Source organism: Luteibacter anthropi (genome assembly GCF_011759365.1).
Taxonomy (GTDB): Bacteria; Pseudomonadota; Gammaproteobacteria; order Xanthomonadales; family Rhodanobacteraceae; genus Luteibacter; species Luteibacter anthropi.
Map to the genome: position 1 here is coordinate 133,124 of NZ_JAARLZ010000012.1, position 25,881 is coordinate 159,004.

At 65.1% G+C, this 25,881-nt stretch carries 29 protein-coding genes; 13 read left to right on the forward strand and 16 right to left on the reverse strand.

The features are described from left to right. Window positions 1–588: 588 nt before the first annotated feature. Both HBF25_RS18900 and HBF25_RS18905 read left to right on the forward strand, forming a co-directional pair. Window positions 589–762, forward strand: a complete 174-nt coding sequence (locus tag HBF25_RS18900; protein WP_166951314.1) for a hypothetical protein — start codon at window positions 589–591, stop codon at window positions 760–762. Then, the gene (locus tag HBF25_RS18905) at window positions 759–1,052 is read left to right on the forward strand and encodes a hypothetical protein (RefSeq protein WP_166951317.1); all 294 of its coding nucleotides are present in this window, start codon (window positions 759–761) and stop codon (window positions 1,050–1,052) included. The genes HBF25_RS18900 and HBF25_RS18905 overlap by 4 nt, the downstream gene beginning before the upstream one ends. A 531-nt stretch (window positions 1,053–1,583) precedes the next feature. On the opposite strand, the gene yjgA is transcribed toward HBF25_RS18905, so the two are convergent. Together yjgA and HBF25_RS18915 are read right to left on the reverse strand one after the other, a co-directional pair. Then, on the reverse strand, window positions 1,584–2,117 hold the full coding sequence (yjgA, locus tag HBF25_RS18910; RefSeq protein ID WP_166951320.1) for a ribosome biogenesis factor YjgA: 534 nt from the start codon (window positions 2,115–2,117) through the stop codon (window positions 1,584–1,586). Continuing rightward, complete coding sequence (locus HBF25_RS18915) at window positions 2,114–2,359, reverse strand: DUF1653 domain-containing protein (RefSeq protein ID WP_166951323.1); 246 nt, start codon at window positions 2,357–2,359, stop codon at window positions 2,114–2,116. The genes yjgA and HBF25_RS18915 overlap by 4 nt, the downstream gene beginning before the upstream one ends. Before the next feature lie 117 nt (window positions 2,360–2,476). On the opposite strand from HBF25_RS18915, the gene pmbA reads away from it, so the two are divergent. Next, window positions 2,477–3,826, forward strand: coding sequence for a metalloprotease PmbA (gene pmbA, locus HBF25_RS18920; RefSeq protein ID WP_166951326.1), 1,350 nt, complete (start codon window positions 2,477–2,479; stop codon window positions 3,824–3,826). Between the two features lie 87 nt (window positions 3,827–3,913). Next, complete coding sequence (locus HBF25_RS18925; RefSeq protein WP_166951329.1) at window positions 3,914–4,309, forward strand: DUF4870 domain-containing protein; 396 nt, start codon at window positions 3,914–3,916, stop codon at window positions 4,307–4,309. Window positions 4,310–4,327: 18 nt separating this feature from the next. Here the strand turns inward: HBF25_RS18925 and HBF25_RS18930 are convergent, their stop codons facing one another. Together HBF25_RS18930 and HBF25_RS18935 are read right to left on the reverse strand one after the other, a co-directional pair. Next, entirely contained in the window at window positions 4,328–5,230 is a 903-nt protein-coding gene (locus HBF25_RS18930; RefSeq protein WP_166951332.1) for a polyprenyl synthetase family protein, read from the reverse strand. After that, the gene (locus HBF25_RS18935; RefSeq protein WP_166951335.1) at window positions 5,211–5,471 is read right to left on the reverse strand and encodes an exodeoxyribonuclease VII small subunit; all 261 of its coding nucleotides are present in this window, start codon (window positions 5,469–5,471) and stop codon (window positions 5,211–5,213) included. The genes HBF25_RS18930 and HBF25_RS18935 overlap by 20 nt, the downstream gene beginning before the upstream one ends. A gap of 203 nt (window positions 5,472–5,674) precedes the next feature. Between HBF25_RS18935 and HBF25_RS18940 the strand changes: the two genes are divergently transcribed. Together HBF25_RS18940 and HBF25_RS18945 are read left to right on the forward strand one after the other, a co-directional pair. Further along, window positions 5,675–6,313 (forward strand): hypothetical protein, encoded by a 639-nt coding sequence (locus HBF25_RS18940; RefSeq protein ID WP_166951337.1) that lies wholly within the window; start codon window positions 5,675–5,677, stop codon window positions 6,311–6,313. Between the two features lie 112 nt (window positions 6,314–6,425). Next, a complete protein-coding gene (locus HBF25_RS18945; protein WP_243853314.1) occupies window positions 6,426–6,860 on the forward strand; it encodes a cupin domain-containing protein in 435 nt (144 codons plus the stop codon). A 4-nt stretch (window positions 6,861–6,864) separates the two neighbouring features. On the opposite strand, the gene tilS is transcribed toward HBF25_RS18945, so the two are convergent. From tilS to HBF25_RS18960, 3 genes are all read right to left on the reverse strand, one after another. Beyond that, entirely contained in the window at window positions 6,865–8,163 is a 1,299-nt protein-coding gene (gene tilS / locus HBF25_RS18950; RefSeq protein ID WP_166951343.1) for a tRNA lysidine(34) synthetase TilS, read from the reverse strand. Beyond that, complete coding sequence (locus HBF25_RS18955; RefSeq protein ID WP_166951345.1) at window positions 8,160–8,903, reverse strand: NYN domain-containing protein; 744 nt, start codon at window positions 8,901–8,903, stop codon at window positions 8,160–8,162. The genes tilS and HBF25_RS18955 overlap by 4 nt, the downstream gene beginning before the upstream one ends. A 108-nt stretch (window positions 8,904–9,011) precedes the next feature. After that, window positions 9,012–9,968: an acetyl-CoA carboxylase carboxyltransferase subunit alpha gene (locus HBF25_RS18960; protein WP_166951348.1), complete on the reverse strand. Its 957-nt coding sequence runs from the start codon at window positions 9,966–9,968 to the stop codon at window positions 9,012–9,014. A gap of 305 nt (window positions 9,969–10,273) precedes the next feature. On the opposite strand from HBF25_RS18960, the gene HBF25_RS18965 reads away from it, so the two are divergent. The 5 genes from HBF25_RS18965 (at window position 10,274) to HBF25_RS18985 (ending at window position 13,791) form a co-directional block, all read left to right on the forward strand. Further along, the gene (locus tag HBF25_RS18965) at window positions 10,274–10,981 is read left to right on the forward strand and encodes a hypothetical protein (RefSeq protein ID WP_166951350.1); all 708 of its coding nucleotides are present in this window, start codon (window positions 10,274–10,276) and stop codon (window positions 10,979–10,981) included. A 62-nt stretch (window positions 10,982–11,043) separates the two neighbouring features. Further along, a complete protein-coding gene (locus tag HBF25_RS18970) occupies window positions 11,044–11,733 on the forward strand; it encodes a hypothetical protein (protein WP_166951353.1) in 690 nt (229 codons plus the stop codon). Window positions 11,734–11,751: 18 nt separating this feature from the next. Further along, complete coding sequence (locus HBF25_RS18975; protein ID WP_166951356.1) at window positions 11,752–12,456, forward strand: hypothetical protein; 705 nt, start codon at window positions 11,752–11,754, stop codon at window positions 12,454–12,456. A 1-nt stretch (window position 12,457) separates the two neighbouring features. Next, on the forward strand, window positions 12,458–13,096 hold the full coding sequence (locus HBF25_RS18980; RefSeq protein WP_166951359.1) for a hypothetical protein: 639 nt from the start codon (window positions 12,458–12,460) through the stop codon (window positions 13,094–13,096). Window positions 13,097–13,122: 26 nt separating this feature from the next. Continuing rightward, on the forward strand, window positions 13,123–13,791 hold the full coding sequence (locus HBF25_RS18985; protein ID WP_166951362.1) for a hypothetical protein: 669 nt from the start codon (window positions 13,123–13,125) through the stop codon (window positions 13,789–13,791). Here the strand turns inward: HBF25_RS18985 and dnaE are convergent, their stop codons facing one another. From dnaE to HBF25_RS19025, 8 genes are all read right to left on the reverse strand, one after another. Beyond that, window positions 13,792–17,337: a DNA polymerase III subunit alpha gene (dnaE, locus tag HBF25_RS18990; protein WP_166951365.1), complete on the reverse strand. Its 3,546-nt coding sequence runs from the start codon at window positions 17,335–17,337 to the stop codon at window positions 13,792–13,794. It lies immediately after the preceding gene. A 114-nt stretch (window positions 17,338–17,451) separates the two neighbouring features. Beyond that, a complete protein-coding gene (locus HBF25_RS18995; protein ID WP_166951368.1) occupies window positions 17,452–18,036 on the reverse strand; it encodes an NUDIX hydrolase in 585 nt (194 codons plus the stop codon). Between the two features lie 350 nt (window positions 18,037–18,386). Beyond that, window positions 18,387–19,211: a 5'-3' exonuclease gene (locus tag HBF25_RS19000; protein WP_425483510.1), complete on the reverse strand. Its 825-nt coding sequence runs from the start codon at window positions 19,209–19,211 to the stop codon at window positions 18,387–18,389. Window positions 19,212–19,273: 62 nt separating this feature from the next. Continuing rightward, a complete protein-coding gene (locus HBF25_RS19005) occupies window positions 19,274–19,846 on the reverse strand; it encodes a nitroreductase family protein (protein ID WP_166951374.1) in 573 nt (190 codons plus the stop codon). Between the two features lie 18 nt (window positions 19,847–19,864). After that, window positions 19,865–20,452, reverse strand: coding sequence for a DUF3106 domain-containing protein (locus tag HBF25_RS19010; RefSeq protein ID WP_166951377.1), 588 nt, complete (start codon window positions 20,450–20,452; stop codon window positions 19,865–19,867). Window positions 20,453–20,457: 5 nt separating this feature from the next. Then, window positions 20,458–20,838 (reverse strand): hypothetical protein, encoded by a 381-nt coding sequence (locus HBF25_RS19015; protein WP_166951380.1) that lies wholly within the window; start codon window positions 20,836–20,838, stop codon window positions 20,458–20,460. Further along, window positions 20,835–21,458, reverse strand: coding sequence for an RNA polymerase sigma factor (locus tag HBF25_RS19020; protein WP_208392676.1), 624 nt, complete (start codon window positions 21,456–21,458; stop codon window positions 20,835–20,837). The genes HBF25_RS19015 and HBF25_RS19020 overlap by 4 nt, the downstream gene beginning before the upstream one ends. 100 nt (window positions 21,459–21,558) lie before the next feature. After that, entirely contained in the window at window positions 21,559–21,999 is a 441-nt protein-coding gene (locus HBF25_RS19025) for a hypothetical protein (protein ID WP_166951383.1), read from the reverse strand. 190 nt (window positions 22,000–22,189) lie between these two features. On the opposite strand from HBF25_RS19025, the gene sufT reads away from it, so the two are divergent. Continuing rightward, entirely contained in the window at window positions 22,190–22,747 is a 558-nt protein-coding gene (gene sufT / locus HBF25_RS19030; protein ID WP_166951386.1) for a putative Fe-S cluster assembly protein SufT, read from the forward strand. Here the strand turns inward: sufT and HBF25_RS19035 are convergent. Then, the gene (locus HBF25_RS19035) at window positions 22,699–23,205 is read right to left on the reverse strand and encodes a DUF4279 domain-containing protein (RefSeq protein WP_166951389.1); all 507 of its coding nucleotides are present in this window, start codon (window positions 23,203–23,205) and stop codon (window positions 22,699–22,701) included. The two genes, sufT and HBF25_RS19035, sit on opposite strands and share 49 nt — an antisense overlap. 363 nt (window positions 23,206–23,568) lie before the next feature. Here HBF25_RS19035 and HBF25_RS19040 point away from each other — a divergent pair, with 363 nt between their 5' ends. Then, entirely contained in the window at window positions 23,569–25,362 is a 1,794-nt protein-coding gene (locus HBF25_RS19040; protein WP_166951392.1) for a M4 family metallopeptidase, read from the forward strand. The last annotated feature ends 519 nt before the right edge of the window (window positions 25,363–25,881 follow it).

The window sequence follows — 25,881 nt, forward strand, 5'->3', positions numbered from 1 at the left end:
TTTCATGCCCACTCCTGTAGGAGCGTGCTTGCGCGCGACCGGTTGGATCGAAACGATGATGGTTTTCGCGACAACCGGTCGCGCGCAGGCGCGCTCCTACAGGGGGGGCGATAGCCCAAAGGTTTTCCCACATAGCCACCGTGAGATGGGCAGAGGCGACGGGGGCGGCCCTTGTCGCTCCGGCCTGCGGTGTCCCTCGGGAAAGGAGGAGCCGCTGCGCGGCTCAGTGTCTTATGGCTTGCGCCCCTTCGGGCCCGGATGCCCGGACGGACTTCCCGACTCGGCATCCTGCCTTGGCGGGAAGGGCCAGCCATCCATGGCTGGCCCCATACGGGTCTTTTCGCCCGGGCATCCTCACCTCCGTCAAGTCGCGGCCAAGGGCCGCCCCCGCCGCCTCTCCCCATCGTGATCGCAGGCTGTTGTAGGAGCGCGCTTGCGCGCGACCATTCATCGCGCAGAACATCATCGTTGCCGTTCGACCGGTCGCGCGCAAGGCGCGCTCCTACAGGAGGGGCGTGTCGCACGATGGATATCGAATCGATCGGCGTCAAAGCCGATGTGACCGCGTGGTAGGTGTATGCCGAGGCGATGCAGTCGGTGCTGACCGAATACATGGCGGAAACCGAATTGCCGAATCAACGGTGCGTGGCCCGGGCGATGTCGGGTGTCAACGTGCTCTATCGCATGGGCCTGCAATGTACGAAGCAGGCGAACGTGCGGCGCATGTGGGACGAGGTGCGTGCGCTGGGAGGGGCGAAATGATCGTGGGGCTGTGGGAAGTGGGTGTCGCGCTGGTGTTGCTGGTGGTGAACCTGCTTGTCTACATGAGCAGTTATGGCCGGCCGTGTTCGCTGGCGACGGGGGTGCGGATATTTTCGGTGTTGGCGTTTGTGGCGTTTATCGCCGGGTCGTTCGCCGTGGGTGGTATGGCGGCGCATGGGTGTCTGCTGCCGTGGGAGGTGTGGCCGGGCATGGTATTTGACGCGGCCAGTGCGGGATTGGTGGGCGCGTCGCTAGGGGCGGTCTGTCGCGGTAGGAAGCGATGCGCCTGACGACACCGAGCGCGCCTCGCGCGCGACCGGATGCATCGAAACGATGATGGTTTTCGCACAATCGGTCGCGCGCAGGCGCGCTCCTACAGGGGTGCGGTAACCCCAAAGGTTTTCCCACACGATCACCGTGAGATCGGCAGAGGCGGCGGGGGCGGCCCTTGGCGCGACTTGATGGAGGTGAGGGGAGCGGGCGGAAAAGGCCGCGTAGCGGGGCCGGCCAGGAAGGCCGGCCTTTCCTGCCGAGGCACGGAGGCCGAGTCAGGAAACCCCGCACGCTCCCCGTGCCCGAAGGGGCGTAAGCCATAAGACACTGAGCCGCGCAGCGGCTCCTCCTTTCCCGAGGGACACCGCAGGCCGGAGCGACAAGGGCCGCCCCCGTCGCCTCTGCAACGCCACGTGCCAGCGCCGATGCAAGGCCGACAGGCGAGCCCACCCTACGGAGCGGAAACCCACATGGGCCGCTTTGACTACGGAGCGGCACCATTCCAGCCGGTCGCGCGCGAGGCGCGCTCCTACAACGGTGACGGGGGGTTACTCGGTGGCTTCCAGGTCTTTCAGGATGCGGTAGATCTCGCGGAAGGCGTGCAGGGGCTTGTTGGCCTCGCGTTCTGCGCGCGCCTGGCGTACGAGCGAGCGCAGGTGCTGGCGATCCAGTTCCGGATGGCGGTCGAACAGTTCGCCCAGCGCGGTATCGCCGCCTTCCATGATGCGCTCGCGCGCCGCTTCGAGGCGGTGCATGTGCGCGGCTTCCTGGCGCTGGCGGTCGCGGTCCTCGCCGAGGGCGGCGCGGGCGTCCACGAAGGCTTCGTCGCCATGACGGCGCATCTGCTTGGCGAGGAAGGCCATCTGTCGCTTGCGGGCGATGTGCGAGGTGACCTTACGCGTGCGGCCGATCTCGTCGATGATGTCTTCCGGAAGGTTGAGCTTCGGAATGCGGCTCGGCGGCAGCTCGACCAGCTGCTGCGCGAGCTTCAGGATGTCCAGCGCATTGCGGCGGCGTTCGCTGCGGCTCGGGCCGTAGTCTTCCTCGTCGTCCTGAGAGGGGCGTTCGTCGAAAGGCTTCATGCCTGGGTCTCCTGCGGAATCACGTTGTCGGCGTCGCGCTCGAAGGCGAAACGGGGTTGCACGCGGCCCTCATGTTCCACCGTTTCGGCGAACATCGCGGCAGGCCGCACCCACAGGCCGTGATCGCCGTACAGCGCCTGGTAGACGACGTGTTCTTCCATCGTCTCGCTGTGGCGGGCTACGCCAAGCACGCGATAAGGCATGCCCTTGAAGTGACGGTAGTAGCCGACACGGATGCTCATACGGTTTCCATGGCACCATGGGCGGTGCATTGCTTTTGATCGGGCGGCGCGCCCCCATTTCGACGGGGCGGGTCCGCATGACCCGATATTGTAACCATGAGCCCCCGGGAAGCCCACGTGAGCCACGTTTCCACCCTCGATAGCAGCCATCACGACCTCGACCGCCTCGCCAGCCTGGCCGAGGACACCATCCGCCGGGCCCGTGCCGCAGGCGCCAGCCAGGCCGAGGTGTCGGCCAGCATCGACGTGGGCCTGAACGTGAACGTCCGCCTGGGCGAGGTCGAGACCGTGGAGCACACGCGGGATCGCGGCTTCTCGCTTACCGTGTATTTCGGCCAGCGCAAGGGCTCGGCCAGCACGGCCGACCTCAATCCGGACTCCATCCAGGCCACCATCGACCAGGCCTGCGCCATTGCCCGGTTCACGGAGGAAGACCCGGCCGCGGGTCTCGCCGACGCCGACCGCATGGCCACGGTGTTCCCGGATCTCGAACTCTGGCATCCCTGGGACATCGACGTCGATGGTGCCATCGCGCTGGGGCGTGAGATCGAGGATGGTGGCCGGGCGGTCGACGGCATCACCAATTCCGACGGTTCCAGCGTCAACGCCGGGCAGAGCGTGTCGGTCTACGCCAACTCCCATGGCTTCCTCGGCCGTGAGCGTGGCACTCGGCATTCGCTGTCGGTGGCCCTGATCGCGGGCGACGACGACACCATGCAGCGCGACTACTGGTACGACACGGTCCGTGATGCCCGTAGCTTCATGGACCCGGCCTCACTGGGCCGCAAAGCTGCGGAACGCACGCTGTCGCGCCTGGGTGCACGTCGCCTCAGCACGCGGCAGTCGCCGGTGCTGTTCGCGCCGGAAGTATCCCGTTCCCTGATCGGGCACCTGCTCGGTGCTGTCAGCGGTGGTTCGCTGTACCGCCGTTCCAGTTTCCTGCTCGATCATGTAGGCAAGCAGATCCTGCCGTCGTGGTTCCGCATCGACGAAAAGCCGCTCATTCCGCGTGGCCTGGGTTCCTCGGTGTTCGACGGTGAAGGCGTTGCCACGGCAGAATCCCCGCTGGTGGTCGATGGCGTACTCGAACGCTACGTGCTCGGCAGCTATTCGGCACGCAAGCTGGGCCTCACCAGCACCGGCAATGCAGGTGGCATCCACAATCTCTTCGTGAAAACCGGCGACGACGACTTCACCGGCATGCTGCGCCGCCTGGGCACGGGCCTGCTGGTGACCGAGGTGATGGGGCAGGGCGTGTCCATCATCACGGGCGACTACTCCCGTGGTGCGTCGGGTTTCTGGGTGGAAAACGGCCAGATCGCCTACCCGGTGGAAGAAATCACCATCGCGGCCAACCTGCGCGACATGTTCGCCAACCTGGTGGCCATCGGCGCCGACGTGGATCATCGATCCCATGTGCTTACCGGTTCCTGGCTCGTCGAAAAGATGACCATTGCCGGGGAGTGACCTTCGGCCGGGTGCCGGAAGTCGGCTTGACAGCTCCCGTGGGCGGGATCGACAGTACTTGCGACATCGCCCAGGGAGCTTACGATCATGAGTACGCCGTCCGATCAGTACCCGCCGTCGCCGCCTCCGTACGATCCGGCCCCTCCGCCGCCGGTCACCAGCAATGACGACAAGAACCTCGCCATGCTGACGCACCTGTCGGGCATCATCTTCAGCATCATCGTGCCGCTCATCGTGTGGTTGATCCACAAGGATCGCAGCGACAAGACCTATCTCGTGGCCGAGGCCAAGGAAGCGCTGAATTTCCAGATCACGGTGCTCATCGGCTTCATGATCTGCTGGGTGCTTACCTTCCTGCTGATCGGCGCCATCCTGTCGCCACTGCTGTGGCTGGCGAACCTGATCTTCTGCATCATCGCCGCGGTGAAGGTCAGTTCCAACGGCAGCTATCGCTACCCGTTCGCACTGCGCCTCGTCAGCTGAGGCCGGGCTGGCCGGGGCTCAGTGGCCCCGGCTTGCCGTATAACGTGCCAGTGCGGCGAGCCATTCGCCGCGCTCGCCCAGCGGGGCGATGGCATCCAGTGCCGTTTCGGTCAGTTCGGTAAGCCGGGCGCGTGATGCGTCCATGCCGATGATGGACGGGAAGGTGGGTTTGTCGGCCGCCGCATCCTTGCCGGCCGTCTTGCCGATGACTTCGGATTCACCCTCGATATCGAGGATGTCGTCGCGCACCTGGAAGGCCAGGCCGACGGCGTGGCCGTAGCGTTCCAGCCGTTCCAGTATCTCGTTGTCCTTGCAGCCTGCCGCCAGTGCGCCGAGCCTCACCGAGGCCCGGATCAGCGCGCCGGTCTTGTAGGCGTGCATCCGTTCCAGTTCGGCCAGCTCCAGCCTGCGGCCCACGCCGGCCAGGTCGAAGGCCTGGCCGCCGGCCATGCCTTCCGCACCGCAGGCGGTGCCCAGCGCGCGCATCATGGCCAGCCGGGCCGGGATGTCGTCGCCCTCGGGCGATACGGCGAGAATCTCGAACGCGAGCGCCTGCAGTGCATCACCGGCCAGGATCGCCATGGCTTCGCCGTACACGATGTGGCAGGTGGGGCGGCCACGGCGCAGGTCATCGTCGTCCATCGCCGGCAGGTCGTCGTGGACGAGCGAGTAGGCGTGGATGATTTCGACGGCACAGGCCGGTGCATCGAGGATGGGGCCGTCGCAGCCCAGCGCATGGCCGGCGGCATAGACCAGCAGCGGACGCAGGCGTTTGCCCGGGCCAAGGCCGGCATAGCGCATCGCGCGGTGCAGTTCGACGGGGGGAAGGTCTTCGCCGGGGAGGGCGCGCGCAAGCGCGTCGTCAGCCCGGCCGACCAGCGCCTTCAAGGACGCCGGCAGCTCATTCGGGACGGGATTCAAAGGGCGTGGCGCTGTCGGGGGATTCGGGGTCGAGCAGCAGGCGCACGCGCAGTTCGGCCTGTTCCAGCGCCGTCTGGCATTGCCGGTAGAGGCCGATACCGCGCTCGAACGACTTCAGCGACTCGTCGAGGCTGAGTTCGCCGCCTTCCATGCGCGTGACCAGTTGCTCGAGCTCGTCGAGCGAATGCTCGAACTCGGCAATGGACGACACGGGCGCAGGCGGGGCAGAGGACTTCGGCATGCCGCTAAAACTAGCTCACATGGCCTTTCCAATCAATGAGGCGTCGTTGTATGAGGCGCGATTTTGTAGGTATAGGTGGTTGATAACGTAGGACTATGCCCCTTCGTGTCACGGGCGTGCCCATGATGCGTTGTGGCGTGCTGGAATGCCGATGGCGGGATCCTTGCCTGGACCCGTCCCCTCCAACGATGAAAGGAATCATCATGACATCAGGAAAACGTCCCCCGTTCTGTTGCGCGATGGCCGGTGTGGCCATCGCCCTTGCCAGCCTGTCACCCGCCGATGCGGTGGCCGGCCGCCGCTCCGATCCGGCTGGCCTTCCCGCCTGCCCGGTCGCGTGGTCTGTGGCTTCGAATCCCGATGCGTGCGTCGTGTCCCTGGTCAATCCGGGTTTCGAGCTGCATGCAGACCACGGCTGGTCGAAGGATGGTTCGTCACTGCCGTTTCCGCGCTCATACGACGGCGGATCGTTCGTCGCCGTCCTGGAGGAAGCGGGCTCGCGGCTTTCCCAGACCACGCGACTGCCTTTGAATCAGGCATACGTGGCTGGCAAGGAGGCTACCTACGCCATGCGGTTTCGCCTGAGGTCAAGCGAAGCGGCGCCCGTCCATGTCGGCTACCGGATCCTGCTGGTGGATGAAACCGGCAAGCGCCTGGGGCGGGTCGTTGAAGGCTCCGTGTCTGCGGGTCAGGTATGGGAGGACATGGAGTCGATCGTCCCCCGCCGTGATTTGCCAGAAGATGCCTACATCGTGATCGAGTTCGAACGGGAAGATGACGATGCTTCTTCCTCGGCGGCCTTTATCGACGATGTGTCGCTGGTCCTTCGCGAGCGTTTCTGAACCGTTGTCACGGCACGGGCTTGCCCGTGCCGTGACACAAATGTCCTAGCAGCTCCGATGGGGCAGTCCTATCCTCGAATCGAGGCTTTCCGACCCTGGTGGACGTATGCGAATGAAGAAGATCCTGCTGATGTTGTCGGTGTTGCCGCTTGCCTTTATGGCGCATGCCGAGACGACCAGTTCCGCGAAGGTCGATGTGCTGGTGAAGAGCGACCAGTCCTGGAACGGTATTCCCTATACGGCATATCCGTCCGGTCGCCCCGAGCTGACGGTGCTTAAATTTCACATCCCCGCGCACACGGCGTTGCCGTGGCACACCCATCCCATTCCCAACGCCGGCTACGTGCTTTCCGGCCAGATCACGATCGAGGACCGGGACAGCGGCAAGAAACAGACCTACACGTCGGGGCAGGCGTTTACCGAGTCCGTGGGCGCGGTGCATCGCGGTGTCACCGGCGACCAGCCGGTGGAGCTGATCGTCACTTATTCAGGAACGGCGGGCACGCCAACGTTCGTCGCCGAGAAAGGCCAGAAGCCCGAGTATTGAGCACTCAGGGCAGCGTGCCGCCCCGGTACCAGACGGGGCGGCTGCCGATGCCGTCGAACAACATGGCCCCTTCGGCGGTGATCCATCGGTCGGCAATCGCGACGATGCGGCCGTCATCGTCGACGATGATCGGCATGCGCGGACGGTCCCATGGCGGTACGTTGCCGCGCTGGAACAGATCACGCAATTCGCGGGTGTGTGGATCGCCCGCCGGACGCAGGGTTTCCCCGCCTTCCCGGTAGCGGACCGTGAGCGGCCGGGGCAGACGGCCTGCAAGGGTCAACGTGCCCCCGCCGGGCAGATCCAGCGGTTCACCCCGCCAGTGGGCTTTCCAGGTGGCATCGAAGGGGCGGGGGCGGCGCATGGCCCACAAACGGCCCCGCCACATGCGTACCTCGGTGTCCTGCCAGCCCACAACGGGCAGGCGCTCGGCTGAGGCCTGCCCGACCTGCCGTTCAAGCGCCTCGCGTTGCGCACTGGTGGGCGCCTCCAGGCCTGAGTCGTGCAGCCAGCTGTCCAGTGCAGGCGCCCGGTGGGCAGGGTGCAGCGCCAGCCAGCCGGCGGCGTCCAGGCTGCCGTCGCTGGCTTTCAGCGAGGCGAGAGCCGTCGCCCAGGTTTCCTGTAGCGAGTCGGCGGCTTCGCGGCAGAGACGGGCACTGTGCACGATGCTCCGCGCCGCCTGCGGCCACAGCGGCGCCAGGGCCGGCATCACGGTAGAGCGCAGGTAGGCGCGCGCCACGCGCGGGTTGTCGTTGGAGGGGTCATGCACGGCGTCCAGCCCGTGCGTGGCGACATGGGCCAGCAGCGCTTCCCTCGGCAGGTCCAGCAGGGGGCGCCACTGTTCGCCGGCGCCAAGGGTGCGCAGCTCGCGCATGCCACCGAGGCCTTCCGGGCCCGCGCCGCGCAGCAGTTTGAGCAGGACGGTTTCCACCTGGTCGTCGCGGTGATGGGCGAGCACCAGGCGTTCGCCAGGCCTCATCTCCGCGATGAAGGCGGCCCTGCGCGCATGTCGTGCGGCCGCTTCCATGCCGTGTCCGGTCGTCAGGTCCACGGCCACCCGTACCACGGCGAGCGGCACATCCAGCGATTCACAGAACCGTCGGCAGTGCGCGGCCCACAGGCCGCTGTCGGCGTGCAGTCCGTGATCGATGTGCACCGCCCTCAACCGTGGTCGCGAGGGCAGCGTTACCAGCGCGTGGAGCAGGGCGGTGGAATCGGGGCCACCGCTGTAGCCGACGACCAGGCTTGCGTCGGGATGACCGTCGATTGCGGCGATGAGATGCGAGGAAAGCGTGTCGCTCATTTGCCCTTGCTGCGAAGTCGTACGTAGAGATGCTTGGCGTTGCCGAACTGGCGTTCTTCCACGTCGAAGACGCCGATGCCGTTGATCAGGCCGCTCAGCTTGGCATAGCCATAGTTGCGCGAATCGAAGTCGGGGGTGCGCTTGCTGAGGATGCTGCCCACTCCGCCCAGTGCGGCCCAGCCGTGCTCGTCAGACGCCGCGGCGATGGCGTTGCGCAGCAGGTTCATCAGGCGGGAGTCGCCGCGCAATTCATTGGCCGAACGCGGCGGCGGCATGGCCTCGCCTTCGTCCTGCTCGGTGCCGACCAGCACTTCGGTGTAGACGAATTTGTCGCATGCCGAAACGAAGGGCTTGGGTGTCTTGGTCTCGCCAAAGCCGTAGACCATGAGCCCCGCCTCGCGGATACGCGACGCCAGGCGGGTGAAGTCGCTGTCGCTGGAGACGATGCAGAAGCCGTCGAACCGCTCGGAATACAGCAGGTCCATGGCATCGATGATCATGGCCGAGTCTGTCGCGTTCTTGCCGGAGGTGTAGGCGAACTGCTGGATCGGCTGGATGGAGTGATCCAGCAGGCTGCTTTTCCAGCCGTTTAGGTTGGGCCCGGTCCAGTCGCCGTAGATGCGCTTGACGTGCGCCGTGCCGTACTTGGCGACCTCCGAGAGCAGGCCATCGACGATCGCCGGGCGTGCATTGTCGGCGTCGATGAGGACGGCCAGCTTGTCGGTGATGTCGTTGGCCATGGGGCGCTCCACATTCAGGGATGCACCGATGGTACAGGCAGCTACGTCACGCCCGCGTGGGTTTAGGGGCCTGGCGCAGGGTTCAAACGTGCGCCAGGCCCCGGATGCTCATTCGGTGAAGGCGCCGTAGCCGCGCAGGCGGTGGTAGCGCTGTTCGAGCAGGGTATCGATCGGCAGGGCTTCCAGCGCGTCGAGCTGGTTGAGCAGCACGGCCTTCAGGCGCACGGCCATGGACTGCGGGCTGCGATGGGCGCCGCCCAGCGGTTCGCGGACGATCTTGTCGATGAGGCCGTTTTCCAGCAGGCGCGGCGCCGTGAGGCCCATGACCTCGGCGGCATCCTTGGCCTTGTCGGCGCTCTTCCACAGGATGGATGCGCAGCCTTCCGGGGTGATGACCGAGTACGTGGAGTACTGCAGCATCAGCGTGCGGTCGCCCACGCCGATGGCGAGTGCGCCGCCGGAACCGCCTTCGCCCGTCACCGTGCACAGGATGGGTACGCGCAGTTCGGCCATTTCGAGCAGGTTGCGCGCGATGGCCTCGGACTGGCCACGTTCCTCGGCATTGATGCCGGGCCATGCGCCTGCGGTGTCGATGAAGGTGAAGACGGGAATGCCGAACCGCTCGGCCATCTTGAACAGGCGCAGCGCCTTGCGATAGCCCTCGGGGCGCGGCATGCCGAAGTTGCGCTTGACCTTGGACTTGGTGTCGCGGCCCTTCTGGTGGCCCACGATCATGATCGAGCGGCCGTTGATGCGCGCCAGGCCACCCACGATGGCCTGGTCGTCCGCGAACATGCGGTCGCCCTTGAGCTCGTGGAATTCCTCGCACATGCCCTGGATGTAATCCAGCGTGTACGGGCGCCCCGGATGACGCGACAGCTGGCTGACCTGCCATGGCGTGAGATTTCGGAAGATTTCGGCCGTTTTCAGCTTGAGCTTTTCGCGCAGGCGGGCCACTTCCTCATCGATGTTGAACGCCTGTCCGCTGCTGGCATGGCGGAGTTCTTCGATCTTCGCTTCCAGCTCGGCAATGGGTTGTTCGAAATCGAGGAAGTTGGGATTCATGGAATACGGAGCATCCGGGCAAGACCGGTCATTATAGCCGGGCCGTGGCCGGGGTGGTGTGCGCGGCAGTATGGAGTGGCTTCGGCCTGCAAGTGGCTGAATTGGGTGAGAATCTTCTGGGCTCATGTGAGACTGGCGGAAGATTGCGGTCATCTCACCCGTCAATCCGTAGTCCTCGATACCGTCTCCTGTAGTCCGCGCCCAAAACCTTTCCAGGGATTGCTTCAATGGTGGCGCGGAGGGATTCCGCCCTCGTTCCCGTGTCCGGGGACCGAAAGAATCGACAAGTCAAAGGAGTGATGACGATGCCAATGCAATGGCGCCGCCGGGCGTTCGTAGGTGTGAGCTGCATGGGGCTGGCATGGCATGGCAGCAGTCATGCAAGTGGGCCGCTGCATGACGTGCTGCAGCACCTTCCATCATGCCAATCCGCCACGTGGCTGGATGCCTGTCGCATCCATGTGCCCAATGCGGAATTCTCTGGGCCCTCGGGGGACAATCACTACCATGACGAATTTACCTGGGCGCCCAGTACAGGCAGGAGGCATGGTGTCGCCGAGCATATCGCTCCATGGACTTACACCGCTGGGGCGGGCAGTGAGTTCCACAAAGGGCTCACTGCCACCACCTACGTGACCCTGTACAGCCCGGGAGACCGGATCGTGCAGAAAATGGGTGCACTGACAGCGGCCCCCATGGACATGCGTTACACGCTTGTTGCGTACGTCAGAGGAACGACAGGGCCATCCGATGCGGCCGCGGGTCTGGTGATGCTCAAGAATGAGGCCGTAACCCTTCAATCCATCGGGTACACGCAAGCTGCACCGGGTCGTGGCGCGCCCGTACAGGCTTTCGTAACCCACCTCCTGGTACCCGCAGGTGCGGATGCCCACACGCTTGTCATCGCCTTGGGTGCGGCCGCCCGGGGTGTCGGCCCCGTGATCGTGGATGACGTGATGCTGGTACGGGCTCCTGCCGATGTGGCGTGGGAGGAACTGGTGCCCGTACGGTGATGCGCGCGCTGGATAGTGGAAAGAATAGATGCGCATGCATCGCTGCCGGGGCATGGTTCTTCATGCTGCTGGTGGCTGGTGACGCTAATGCGCAGGTCGTTATTCCAGGACATCCCGGCCTGCATCGCCTGCCGGCGTGCGAGCGTGCCGGCGTCGAGCAACCATGTCATGTCACGGTACCCAATGGCCGGTTCGATGGGCCGCCCGATGACTACCGCTACTCGCATGGTTACCAGCCCTACCTGTTCTGGCAGTGGCCGCACAGCGTGGCGGACCATATCGCGCCCTGGACATACATCGATTACGCGGGCACAGGGTATCCGCAGCAGGATGCAGAAGATGCCTTTCACCTGAAAAGCGTCGGTGACGTCGTCATGCAGACCGTATCGCTTCCCGTGCAGGGCCGTGGCGGGGCTACGGGTTACACCGTGCATGCCCACGTCGGCTCGTGGAGCGGCCACGTCGACGTAAGAATGGAACTGACCCTGCTGGAAGGAGACAAGGTGATTGCCACGGCAAACCGGACCTTGCAGATGCGAACGCCCAGCTACAGCGCGTCACGTGAGCTGACGGCATGGATCGGTTCTTCCGGGACAAACCATCCGACCGCGTTGCGCGTATCCATTGCCACGCAAAGTGGGTGGGGAGCAACCACGATCGATGACGTCTTCATCCTCCGGGCACCACCGGACACATTTGTCCCCGAACTACAGTTTCGCCCCGGTGACGCACGTCATCCGTGGGACAGTTGACATACCAAAGGAATGCAAATGAACAAGGACATGTTTCTCCGCAGCCTGGGCATCGTTGCCCTGGCCGTGACATGCAGCGGCGTTGCAAATGCCGCTTCAGTAATCGATCGCCTGCCCTCCTGCGAGGGCGCTTCGTGGAGCGATACCTGTCGGATTTCCGTGCCCAACGAAACCCTGGGTAGATTTCCCGGCGATGAGCGCTGGCACGAGCCGTCATGGGGCGGGGCCTGGGAGCCGGAGAGCCCGAGGCATAGCGTGGCGCAGCACATCGCTCCCTGGATATATATCGATGGCAGCCGGGGCCGCCACCAGCAGACGGCAGCCGACGAAGTCTTCACGCTCGCACGTCAGCGCGACGGCATCAGCCAGACGATCCGCTTGCCCACGCAGGAAACACCCGCCATGCACGACGTGGTGTATGCGGTTCGTGCCCGGATCGACGCTACGAAAGGAGAGGCTTCTGTCAGTCTGGATCTCTCCTTGCTGAAACGCGGAGGGGCTGCCGGCTCTACACAGTCGTCCGTGGTCCTGTCCCGTCCGGCCCGGGGTGGAGCGGGCGCGGGCCTGATCGGCTGGATTGTCGTACCTGCCGGCGACGATGTAGATGCGCTTAATGTGAAGCTTGCGGTGACCACGGCGAGCGCGCCGGTTACCGTCACCGAAGTATCGGTGGTGCGCATGGACGAGGCAGTAGCGGCGCAGTGGGCCAGGCAGGATTGGTGACATGACGATGCATAAGAATCAGTCACGAACACTCGCCTGGCGAGCTGCGACGGCACTCTGCATCATGTCGGCCTGGACCTGCCCTGCGATGGCCGGATCTTCGGTCTGTGCGAACGAATTGCTTCCAGATTTCAGCACCGCATGCGATCTGGAACTCAAGAACGGCGACTTTACGATGACCGGTCGTATCGGCAGTTCGCGTGCGATTCGCTGGACGCATCTGGTGCACTGGGAAGGAACGCATCGGCGGCACAATTATGCCGGGGAATACGCAGGCCGCTGGGGCGCTGAATTGCACGCCGATGGGCATGCCCTGTGGCAGGCCGTGGCCGCCATTCCATCGCTGGATAGCCGGAGCCACTTCATCGTCCGTTATTCCGCAGGTGCGTTCGATACGGATGGCAGCCGGTTGCAGGTCATCGTGATGTTGCTCGATGCGACGGGCAAGGTGATTCAGGCCCGCGATGAAGTCGTCGTGCCCGCATCGCGAACCTGGGGCCATCATGTGCTTCGCTGGGAGGTGCCGTCGGTTCCGGAAGGGGCGCAGGTCAAGCTGGCCTTCCGCCGCCAGGGCAATGATGGCGGCAAGCGACTGGTGGTCTCGGCGGTAAGTATCGCGCAAGGCAAGACACACGAATGATTCCACTCGACAAAGGATTGAACGAGATGAAAACCATGCATGCGATGGCCATGCTTGTCGCCGCCATGGCACTGGCTCCCGATGCCCGGGCCATGGGTGGCCTTCCGTATCACGCGACCTACGATGTGCCGGTGCCCAATGCGGACTTCGGCGGCGGCACGGGCGATGAATATCGTCATGATGGTGCGCTCATGCGATACAACCTTGTTGCTACCCACAGCATCGAGGAACACATCCACCCATGGGTCTATCGGGAGAAGACCGAGTCGGGACGTGTGAAGCGGCATCTGGTCCAGGCATTCTCCCTGGCCAGCGCAGGCGATTACGTCATGCAGACGTTTGAACTGGGACAGCCTGAATACGTTGACCGAAAGCCTGCCCAGGGCGTGCGTTACGCGATCCGCGTGCCTTTCGGCGCGCGACATGTCGAATCGGCCATCAAGCTTCGCGTTCAATTGCGCGATGACGATAACAAGGTGCTGCTGGAGCAACAGGAGTCGTCGGCCATGGCGACTCCGGGTTGGCCACTTTCCGGCGCCATGCATCTGGAAGTGGATGCGAGCCGGTTTCCATCCGCCCGGCATATGTCCCTCGGCATCAAGAATGTGTCTGGCTCGGAGGTCGAGCTGGGCGAGGTAACCGTGCAGCGCACGGTCACGACGCATCCGATCATCGACCTGGACTTCGGCGACTGATCAATCCGCCGGGCGTACGAGGCGCAGTTCCGTGCCAAGTACGCCCGGCAGCGTGCGCAGCGTGCGCACGAGGTCGGGCAGGGCCCGCACGCGCCATGCCTCGCCCAGTTCCATGCTCGCCTGCCCGATGTCGTTGCGATAGCCGGCCAGCATCAGTGGCGTGCGGCCACCGCGATAGCCCATCAGTGCCTGCTTCAGGTGCTTCGGGAAATCAGGCCCCACGCCGTTGAGTTTCAGCGTCAGCAGACGACCGAAATGCTCCATCGCATCGGAGAGGGAATAGGCCTTGCGTGCGCGCAGCTGGTAGCCACCGGCGAAATCATCGATGCGCAGGCCGCCTTCGATCACGATCATGTTGCCGCGCGTGAGCAGAGGTGCGGCATCGGTGAACACTTCACGGAAGAAACTGGTTTCCAGCAGGCCCGTGGCATCCTCGATCTGCACGAAGGCATCGCTGTCGCCGCGCTTGCGCATGCCGACCACCATGCCTGCCACGGTCCACGGTGTTTCAGGACCGCGACGGAAGCGGTTGCCGCCTTCATCATCGTCGTTGCGACGGGGGCGTGGCGGCTGGTAGCGCTGGGGAATCTCGCCGATGGGGCAACTGGACAACTGCGCCAGTTCGGCCTTCCACGGGTCGGTGGGATGACCGGACAGGTAATGGCCCAGCGTGGTGTGCTCGCCCTGGAGCAGTTGCTCCAGCGGCCATTCGGGCACGGAGCCCGACAGCTCGATGATGCTGGGCGCCCCGGCGTCGCCGAAGGCCGCACCGAAGATATCGACCTGGCCCGAAACGCGGTTCTTGGCTTCCTGGTCGGCCGCGCGCATTGCTTCGGGAATATGCATCACCAGCGTGGCGCGGTTTTCGCCGAGCGCATCGAGCGCGCCGGACTGCACCAGCGCTTCCATCACGCGCTTGTTGAGCTTGTTCGAACCGATGCGCTGGCAGAAGTCCACGAGGCCCTTGTAGGGGCCGCGTGCCTTGCGTTCGGCGGCAATCTCTTCGCAGATGCCCTGGCCTACGCCCTTGATGGCGCCCAGGCCGTAGCGCACCACGCGCGGTTCGACGGCTTCGAACATCCACTCCGACGCGTTCACATCCGGCGGCAGCACCTTGATGCCGATGGCGCGGGTTTCGTCGAGGAAGGTCACCACCTTGTCGGTGTTGTCCATATCCGACGAAATGGTGGCTGCCATGAATTCGGCGGGGTAGTGCGCCTTCAGCCAGGCGGTCTGGTAAGAGACCAGCGCATAGGCGGCCGCGTGCGACTTGTTGAAGCCGTAGCCGGCGAACTTCTCCATGAGGTCGAAGATCGCATCGGCTTTCTCGCCGTCGATGCCGTCCTTCGCGGCACCTTCGCGGAAGGTGGCGCGATGCTTGATCATTTCCTCGGGCTTCTTCTTGCCCATGGCGCGGCGAAGCAGGTCGGCGCCGCCGAGCGTGTAACCGCCCACGATCTGCGCCATCTGCATCACCTGCTCCTGGTAGACCATGATGCCGTAGGTCTCTTTCAGGATGGGCTCGACGCGCGGATCGGGGTATTCCACCGCTTCCTTGCCGTGTTTACGGGCGCAGAAGCTGGGGATGAGGTCCATGGGACCGGGGCGGTACAACGCCACCAGCGCGATGATGTCCTCGAAACGGTCGGCCTGGGCGTCTTTCAGCATGCCCTGCATGCCGCGCGATTCGAGCTGGAAGACGGCGACGGTCTGCGCCTTCTTCAGCAGGTCGTAGACCTTGGGATCGTCGAGCGGCAGGCTCTCGATGACCAGTGGTTCCTCACTACTGGTCGCACGGCGGCGGTTGATGGCCTTGACCGCCCAGTCGATGATCGTGAGCGTGCGCAGGCCGAGGAAGTCGAACTTCACCAGGCCTACGGCTTCCACGTCGTCCTTGTCGTACTGCGTGACGACGCCTTCGCCGCTGGGTTCGCAGTACAGTGGGGCGAAATCGGTGAGCGGGGTGGGCGCGATCACCACGCCACCGGCATGCTTGCCGGCATTGCGGGTGAGGCCTTCCAGGCTGAGCGCAAGATCGATCAGCGTGCGCGATTCTTCTTCGTTCTCGTAGAGGTCGCAGAATTCCTTGACGATGCGGTCCGGCTCTTTCTTTGCCTTTTCAGAGCGGCCGAGCGCGCATGAAAGCGTCAGATCGAGTGGACGCGGCGGAATCAGCTTGGCGATACGATCGACCTGGCCATAGCCCATGCCGAGCACGCGACCGGAGTCGCGCAGCACGGCCTTGGCCGCCATGGAACCATAGGTGATGATCTGGCTGACATGGTCGCGGCCGTATTTGCGCGACACGTAGTCGATCACCTCGTCGCGGCGATCCATGCAGAAGTCGATGTCGAAGTCGGGCATCGACACGCGTTCAGGGTTCAGGAATCGCTCAAACAGCAGCTCGAACTGGAGCGGATCGAGGTCGGTGATCTTCAGCACCCAGGCCACCAGCGAACCGGCACCCGAACCACGGCCCGGACCCACGGGGATGCCGTTCTGCTTACCCCAGTTGATGAAGTCCGCCACGATCAGGAAGTAGCCGGGAAAGCCCATCCGGATGATGACGTCCACTTCGCGGTCAAGGCGGGCCTGGTAGTCCTCGCGTGTCTTGCCCGGAGCGATGGGGTTCGCCGCCAGGCGCTCTTCCAGGCCCATCTGGGCCTGTTCGCGAATGAAGGTGTCGAGAGTGTGGCCCTCGGGCACCGGGAAGTTCGGCAGATAATAGGTGCCGAATTCCAGTTCGAGGTTGCAGCGCTTGGCCAGCTCGATGGTATTTTCGAGCGCCTCGGGAATGTCGGCGAACAGCTCCGCCATGTCTTCAGGCGACTTGAAATACTGTTCTTCACTGAAGTCGCGCGGGCGCTTGGGATCGGCCAGCACGCGGCCCTGGTTGATACAGGTGCGGGCCTCGTGCGATTCGAAGCCCGAGCGTTCCAGGAAGCGCACGTCGTTGCTGGCGATCACCGGCAGTTCGTGCTCGCCGGCCAGTGCCATGGCGGCGCGCACCCAGTTTTCCTCGTTCTCGCGTCCGGTGCGGGTGAGTTCGAGGTAGAGCCTTTCGGGGAAAAGGCGGCGCAGGAAACCCAGGCGACCCGAGGCGGCAGAGAGGCCGGCACCGAGGGCCACGCGCGCCAGTTCGCTTTCGCGGCCGACGATGGCGATCAGTCCATGGACAGCGTCCGGGGTGAGCCAGCTGGCATCGACCAGGGCGCGTCCGCTGCCCTGGCCTTCACGCCATGCCCGCGAGACCAGGCGCGACAGGTTGAGGTAACCGTCGCGGTTCTGGCATATCAGGGTGAGCCGCCAGGGGCGCGGATCGTCCGGGCTGGACACCCAGAGGTCGCAGCCGCCGATGGGTTTGATGCCGGCCGCCGTGCACTGCTTGTAGAACTTCACCAGGCCAAACATATTGCTGTCGTCCGTAAGGGCGACAGCCGGCATGCCCGCGCGCGCGCAGGCAGCGATCAGCTGTTTGATGCGGATCGTCGAATCGACCAGCGAGTATTCGCTGTGCAGGTGGAGATGGGCGAAGCGGACTGACATGAACGGCGCCGGTGTAGGCCATTGGAGAGGCTAACCGGGCGAGGGGGGCGGGGCAAGAATTGACAGGACCGAAAAACGGCCCTGCCGGGTGATTCGGGTGTGGTTTCCCGAATCTCAGCGCATGTGCGCCTCGGGATGGTCGATGAACCAGAGGCCGGCGAACAGCTTGGCGTCGATGGAAAAGCCTTCGGCGGCGCGGTCGAACAGCCATTTGCCTGCTTCGGCGCGCGGCACTTCGTGGACGATGATGTTTTCGGTCTCGTCGCCACCGCCCTGGCCGACCTTCACCAGGTCCCAGGCGCGGGCGAAGGCGATCATCTCGGTGCTCATGCCCGATGACGACGGGCCTTCGTGAACGAACTCGATGCGGCCGCAGGCGTAGCCGGTTTCTTCTTCCAGTTCGCGCTTGGCGGCCACCAGCACGTCTTCATCTTCCGCGCCGGCCAGGTCACCGACGAGGCCGGCCGGCATCTCGATCGTGTTCTTCAGGATCGACACGCGGTATTGCTCCACGAAGATGACCTTGTCCTCGGGTGTGACGGCCAGGATGATCACGGCGCCCCCGGGGTTGTTGCGTTCCACGTACTCCCACCGGCCGCGCTTCTTCAGCGTGAGCCACTTGGCCTTGTGCAGGGTTTCTTCCGGCAGGCTGGCGTCGTCGGGGATCGGCGAGGCATGGGGAAGGGGGCTGTGCTGCATGGGCGGCTCCGGATGGGGGCAATCCCCGGAAGGGTAGCGCGAGCATGTGACGTTCGCCTATCGCCCTTTGTAGGAGCGCGCCTTGCGCGCGACCTCGTGCGCCGCCGTCATTCTGGTCGCGCGCAGGCGCGCTCCTACAGGAGGGCGCGCAAGGCCTGTGGCAGGGGCAGGCTCTTTGTAGGAGCGCGCCTTGCGCGCGACCTCGTGTGCCGCCGTCATTCCGGTCGCGCGCAGGCGCGCTCCTACAGGAGGGCGCGCAAGGCCTGTGGCAGGGGCAGGCTCTTTGTAGGAGCGCGCCTTGCGCGCGACCTCGTGCGCCGCCGTCATTCCGGTCGCGCGCAGGCGCGCTCCTACAGGAGGGCGCGCAGGCGGGTGCGGGTCAGGGGGCCGAAGCGGATGCGTTCACATAGTTCGTCGATCGCCACGGCATCGCACTGGCGGCGGCTCAGTGCATCGGCTGTTTCCGCTACCGCGATGTCCAGTGCGATGCGTGTCAGACGGCGGCACAGCAAGGCCTGTTCGGCATGCTCACGCAATCGCGCGGCGCAGGCGGCAGCACCGCGGATGCGCAGGTAGGGCACCTCGTCGATGCGTTCGAGCACGGCATCGAGGCTGCCGAAATGAGCGAGCAACGCCGCTGCCGTCTTCGCGCCGATGCCCGGTACGCCGGGAATGTTGTCCACGGCATCGCCGCAGAGCGCAAGGTAATCGGCAACCTGATGCGGATGAACGCCCATGCGCTCGAACACGCCAGCAGGTCCCCAGCGCACGTTCTTCGCGAAATCCCATTGCTCGTCGTATTCACCGAGCAACTGGCCGAAATCCTTGTCCGCCGACACGATCACGCCACGGAACCCATGCGAGCGCAGGCCCCACAGCGCGCTACCGATCAGGTCATCGGCTTCGTACTGGTGATCGTTGAGCACCGTAAGGCCGAGCGCCGCCGTGATCTCCCGGCACAGCACGAACTGCCGCTCAAGATCGGGCGGCGGCAGTTCGCGATTGGCCTTGTAAAGCGGATAGATCGCATTGCGGAACGACGTCGTGAGCGACGCATCGAATGCCACGGCGATGTGCTCCGCGCGGCTGCGTTCGAGCAGCTCACAGAGAAAACGCGTGAAACCATGCACGGCATTGACCGGATGGCCATCGTGGTCGTGGAACTCGTCCGGCATGGAGTGCCAGGCGCGGAAGATGTAGAGGCTGCCGTCCACCAGGTGGACGAGGGAATCACCGCTCACGGCGCCCATTCGCTCACGATGTCGTCGAACGCGGGGCGCTCGCGCTCGGGCGCCTGCATGGCCGGTGTGCCGATGTGAAGGAAGCCCACGACCTGTTCGCTCTTCTTCAGGCCCAGCAGCTTCGCGACTTCGCGATCGTAAGCCGCCCAGCCCGTGAGCCACTGCCCGGCAAAGCCGAGTGCCTGCACACCGAGCATCAGGTTATAGGCCACGCAGCCTGCGGTGATCTGCTGCTCCAGCTCGGGCACCTTGCTGTCACCGTCGATCTTCGCCGTGACGATAAGTACCAGGGGCGCGTGTTCGTAGCGATTGCGTTCCTTCTCGCGCTTGGCGTCGGAGATGTCCGGGTTGGCCTCGACAGCACGCTTTGCCAGGCGAAGGCCGAACTCGCGCTTGGCGTCGCCACGAAGGATGCGGATGCGAAAGGGATCGAGCTTGCCGTGGTCCGGTACGCGGATCGCAGCGTCGATGAGGCGGCGAAGCGTCGCGTCGTCCGGCGCAGGCTCGGTGAGCTGGCGTGACGGGACCGAGCGGCGCTCGAGGAGGAAGTCGAGGGGGGATGTGCTCATCCCCCCATCTTAACCCGCTCAGCGCGCCGAGGGCGGCGGTGGATGCGAACCCGGAGGCGGCGGCCCCATGCCCGGCGGCGGAGGCGGCGGGGGCAGGGCGTCGTTGGGGCCGATGTTGTCGACCCACTGGCGGCGCTGTTCCGGCGTCTGGCTGTGCCACTTCTGGATGATCGCCTGGCGCTGGTCGGGCGACAGGTTATTGAAGCGCTCGAAAGCGTCGTGCAGCTTCTGGCGCTGCTCCGGCGTGAGGTCCTTGAACTTCTCGCGGTTGGCGCGTGCCTGGGCACGTTCTTCCGGCGTCATCTTCTGCCAGTGGTCGATCCGGTCGCGGATCTCGGCCCGCTTGTCGTCCGGCAGGTCGCGCCACTGCAGGGCCTTGCCGAGGAACCGCGACTTCTTGTCGGGCGGAAAACCGTCCCAGTCCTGCTGGAGCGGCTTCAGGACATCCTGGTCGCGAGCGGTCAGGTCTTTCCAGGCGCGCGGCGGCGGCAGGGGGCCCTGCGGTATCTGCATGCCCTGGTGGGGCGGCGGGTGATCCTGGGCGCCCGCCGCCACAGGTGCGGCAAGGGCAAGCAGGAGTACGGCGCTGGCGGTGAGACGACGCATGACGATCACTTGCGCTGCGCCGCCGAAGGGGCGTCGGCGTAGGCCAGCCAGCTGTAGAACTGCAGGTTCTGGTACAGCGTCGGATCGGCGCTGTCGGCGTCCGGTGGCAGGTCGTTCGGCTCGTTGTCCATGGCCTGGCTGATTGCCGTGGGCTCGCCGGCCGTGCCACCACCGCCGGGCTGCCAGACGATGAGCGACGCCAGGGCGACCATCGCGAAGGCACTCGCGGGAATCAGCAGGCGTCGGGCGATGGACTCGCGCGGGCCGGCCAGCGCCGTGCGGCGGGCCGCCCGGAGGCGTCCAGCCATCGCCGGGTCGACATCACGGCTGGCGCGCAGGTAGAGATCCCGGGCGCGACGTTCGAGGTTCCGATCGTTCTGGCTCATCGCCATGCCTCCAGTTGGTCGCGCAGCGCATGCATCGCGCGCGAAAGGTGTGTCTTGACGCTGCCGTCGGAGCAACCCATCGCGGCGGCGGTTTCAGCGACGTCGAGGCCTTCCATCACGCGGAGGGTGAAAGCCTCGCGCTGGCGCCTGGGCAGCCGGCGCAGGGCTTCGACGATGTCGCCATAAGCTTGTGAATCCTGCAGGCGAGCGGAAGGGTCGGGCGCGTCGTCAGCCGGGTCCCAGCTGGGAAGCTCATCGCCTTCGTCGTCGCGACCGCCACCGATCCAGCCGACGATGATCGAACGGACCTTGCGGCGGCGCTGCAGGTCGACGATGCGGCGGCGCAGGATGCCCCAGAACAGCGGGGTCCACTCGCCGGCCGGCTTCTCGCCGTAATGCCTCACGAGGCGGAGCATGGCGTCCTGCACGGCGTCCATCGCGTCGTCACGGTTGCCCAGGTGGATTTCCGCCATGCGCCAGGCCCGGCGCTCGATGCCCGCCAGGAAGGCGTTCATGTTCGCGGGGACGTCGCGGATATCCTCGAGGGAGGTGGTGTCGAGCGCCAACGAGCCGTTCACGGCGTCGTCCGTTTCGTCAGTCTTGCCATCCTCGTGCTCCATAACGCCTTGGTTCACTCCGCTAAACGCGATCGGCGAGCGCCGGTTGACGGGATTTCTTGCGGTTTATGGTGCGGGTGTCGCCATTTACCTGCCATGAAAGTCAGCTGCGAGGCCGTTTGATGGGCAGGGCGGTGATGGCGGCAAGCAATGCGCCGGCGATGAAAAGCCCCAGATCGGACGGATCCAGGGCCAGTCGTGCCAGGGCCAGCAGCATACCGGGGCCGGCGTCGGAGATGGCCTGGGCGAAGCTGACGTTCATCATGCCGGAAATGGTCGCCGCGGCGACCAGGCAGGAGGTGTAGGTAGCGGCCACCAGGGTGGCCAGGGCGGCCAGGCTGGCTCCCACGGCGCCTTCCATGCTCAGCCAGCGACGCACCACCAGGCCCAGCAGCCAGCCCGCAGGAAGGGCCAGCGCGGGCAGCGCACGGCCGAACATCATGGCGGGCACCATCCACAGGGCACCGGCAGCGAACCCGAACATGATGGCGCACACGGCGCCGAACAGCAGGCTGGCGAGGCGGCGGAGGCTGTCAGCCGCCATGGGTCGGGCTCGGGTGGGGCATGGAGGGGGAGGTCCGGGCAAAGCGGGCATCATAGCCGCTGCCAGCCCGTCATGCCCTTGAGCAGGGCAGGCGCAGCCCCGACCTTGGCGGTAAGCGCTTACGGCAGGCTCCGTGCGGGCGCATAATTACCGACTTTGCGGCCGCAGTGCGGCCCTCTACAGGATTCTCATGAGTGGTTTCAGCCTCAGCAGCGAACCCTTCACCCTGGAGCGCGACTGCCCCGCAGTCATGGTGCCCCAGGGCGAGACGGTGACGCTCCCGGCCGGGCAGATCGGCTACATCACCCAGGCCCTGGGCGGCAGTTTCACCGTGTATGTCGAGGGCAACCTGTTCCGCATCGCCGGCAACGACGCCGATGCCCTGGGCAAGGAACCGCCGCGGCCCATCGAACTGCCGGACGACGCCTCGGATGACGACGTGGAAAAGCTGGTGTGGCAGCAGCTGCGCACCTGCTTCGATCCTGAGATTCCCATCAACGTGGTCGAGCTGGGCCTGGTCTACGACGTCAGCCTGGAAACCAGCGAAGAGGGCGGACGCAAGGCCTACGTGAAGATGACCCTGACCGCGCCCGGTTGCGGCATGGGCGACATCCTCGTGGACGACGTGCGCACCAAGCTGGAAATGATCCCCACGGTGATCGAGGCCGACGTCGACCTCGTGTTCGATCCGCCCTGGAATCACTCCATGATGTCGGACGCCGCCAAGCTCGAGACCGGCATGCTCTGATCCGCCGGCTGGCCCTCGGCCGGTGCGTCGATGAGCTGCGCATGCAGGGATGCGCCGTAGATGGCGACGGCGCGGATGTTCGCATCCGACCAGAAGCAGGCGGGCAGGTGGCCTGCATGGACCTCGACATCCAGGTGGAAGTGAGCGTCCAGCTCCAGCGCCTTGATGGCGGTCACGATCTCATCCTGGCGCGGGCGCAGTGCGTCGAGCAGCTCGCGCAGTGCCGTGTCGGTGGTGTACGTGCGCTGCTCGGGCATACGCAGGCACCAGCCATGGGCGCGGCGCTGGTTGATTGCCGTGTCGTCCAGGTCGCCTTTCTGCCAGGTATGCGCGGCCTCCAGGCCGAGCTGGTCCTTCAGGTGGTCGACGAGATGGCGGTCGGAAGTAAGCCGGAAGGACGCGCGTACACGCGGCGCGCGCTGGCGCAGGTCGGCGTCAGGTAGTGATGCATCGGTCATGACCATTCCCCTTAACCGGCAAGTTCATGCGCCGGCGATGTGTCTAGCATCGCTTTTTTCAGGCTACTAGGGAAATCCCTAGGTAGTCGTTCGCGATAACTTGCGCTAGGTTGGCAAGGACCGTCGGCGGGGAGGCTGACGGTTGGCTCCGTGGGGCATCGACGCAACGTATCGCCGATCCCTTGTTCCGGTCCGCACCGCTGTAGCGAGGACTCAGGGAAGAAGGCGGCGCATTCCGATCAGCGCGGGGTTTGCTGATTCTGTACGGGCTTCGCGCCATCCGGCGCGACTTTCATATCGTTTCGGAATGTGGTCCGTCGACCGCAATGGTTTCGTGCGGCCCTTTCCAGGAGGAGGAACGTAATGGCACGTCATGTTCGCTTGAAACTCCTTGTCGCCTCGCTGGCGATCGCAGGAACGTCGATCGCCTCGGCGGCATCGGAGCAGGCACTGCAGGCGCAGAACCTGGGCGCCGCACCGGTCTCGCAGCTTGCTGCGAAGCTGGGCCTGTCCTCGGACAACGGCTTCGTCGCCAAGGCCTCGGCGCCCACCGTCCGCGGTACGCAGACCGTCCGCATGCAGCAGACCTTCAAGGGTGTACCGGTCTTCGGTCACACCGTCGCCGTGGAACAGGATGCCCAGGGCAATGCCCTCGTCGCCAGCGGCGTGGTCTCGTCCGACCTGCAGGTCGATATCGCTTCGGTGTCGCCGAAGCTCGATCAGTCCCGCGCCGTGGCTGCGCTGGTCCGCAACTCCATTGCACTTACCTCGGCAAAGCCGGAAAACGCCAAGGCTGACCTCTACGTCTATCCGCAGGACGGCGCTCCGGCCCGTCTGGTCTATCTCACCTCGTTCGTGATCGGCGGTGACCATCCGTCGCGCCCGACCGCTTTCGTCGATGCCAACACCGGCGAGATCATCTCGCAGTGGGACGGCCTGACCTACGCCAATGCCACCGGTCCCGGCGGCAACCAGAAGACCGGCCAGTACACCTGGGGTGCCAACGGCCTGGCCTATCTGGACGTGACCCAGTCGGGCACGAGCTGTACGGCGCAGAACGCGAACGTGCGCACGTACAACATGAACAAGGCGACGTCCGGCACCGGCACGCTGTGGACCTTCACCTGCCCGAACTCCAGCGGCGATGCCATCAACGGCGCCTATGGTCCCATCAACGACGCCCACCACTTCGGTGGCGTGGTGCATGACATGTACCAGGCCTACAACGGTGCGCCGCCGCTGAACATGGTGCTGGTGATGAAGGTGCATTACGGCACCAACTATGAGAATGCCTTCTGGGACGGCAGCTCGATGACCTTCGGCGACGGCGCCAGCACGTTCTACCCGCTGGTGGCGCTCGATGTGACCGGTCATGAAATCAGCCATGGCTACACGGAACAGAACTCCAACCTGACCTACAGCGGTCAGTCCGGTGGCATGAACGAGGCTTTCTCGGACATGGCCGGTGAAACGGTGGAGTACTTCGACCGCAACGGCCAGAACGACTGGCTGGTGGGTGCCGAGATCTTCAAGGGCAACGGTGCGCTGCGTTACATGTGCAACCCGACCCAGGACGGTCGCTCGATCGACAACGCCGCCAACTACACCAGCAGCCTCGACGTGCACTACTCCTCGGGTGTGTACAACAAGGCGTTCTGCCTGCTCGCCAAGACCAGCGGCTGGAACACGAAGACCGCGTTCCAGGCGATGGCCCGCGCGAACAAGCTCTACTGGCAGGCCAACAGCACCTTCAACAGCGGTGCATGCGGCGTGGAAACGGCGGCCAATGACCTTGGCTTCACCAAGGCCGACGTTACGGCTGCCTTCGCTGCCGTGGGCGTGAGTTGCTCGGGTGGCACCGGCGGTACCGTGCTGCTGAACCAGACCGGCCTCGCCGGTTCGGCCAACCAGGAGCTGAGCTACTCGGTGAACGCAGCGGCGGGTACCCTCGTCGTCACGATCAACGGTGGCACCGGTGACGCCGACCTGTACGTGCGTCGCGGCGCTGCCCCGACCACCACGACGTACGATTGCCGTCCGTACGTTGCCGGCAACAACGAGACCTGCACCCTGAACGTGGCCACCGCCGGCACGTACTACATCAAGGTGCGCGGCTACTCGGCCTTCACCGGCGTGACGCTGAAGGCAGTCCAGTAAGTCACAAGCGTCATCTCTCCAGTGCGACAAAGCCCGGGCAGGGATGCCCGGGCTTTTTTACACCCCCGTGCGTAGGAGCGCGCCTCGCGCGCGACCCTTTGATACGTGACGTCTCCGAACAAGAGAGCCTCCCTACCGAAGGTGTGGGAGCTGATCGCATCGGCGATGTTGCGCTCCGTAGAAACGCAGCCCGTGTGGTGTTCCGCTCCGTAGGAAGGGCTCGCCTGTCGGCCTCGCGCTCGGCGCTGGAACGTGGCGTTGCAGAGGCGACGGGGGCGGCCCTTGGCGCTCCGGCCTGCGGTGTCCCTTGGGAAAGGAGGAGCCGCTTACGCGGCTCAGTGTCTTATGGCTTGCGCCCCTTCGGGCCCGGGGAGCGGGCGGGGTTTCCTGACTCGGCCTCCGGCGATCTCAACCGGTCGGTGCAACAGTTTGATGAAGTACTTCAGCCGGACACTGGAAGCCCAGTGTCTGCCGAGGTCGCTGGTTTAGTTCTTTGGCCACGGCATTGAGCTGGGCCTG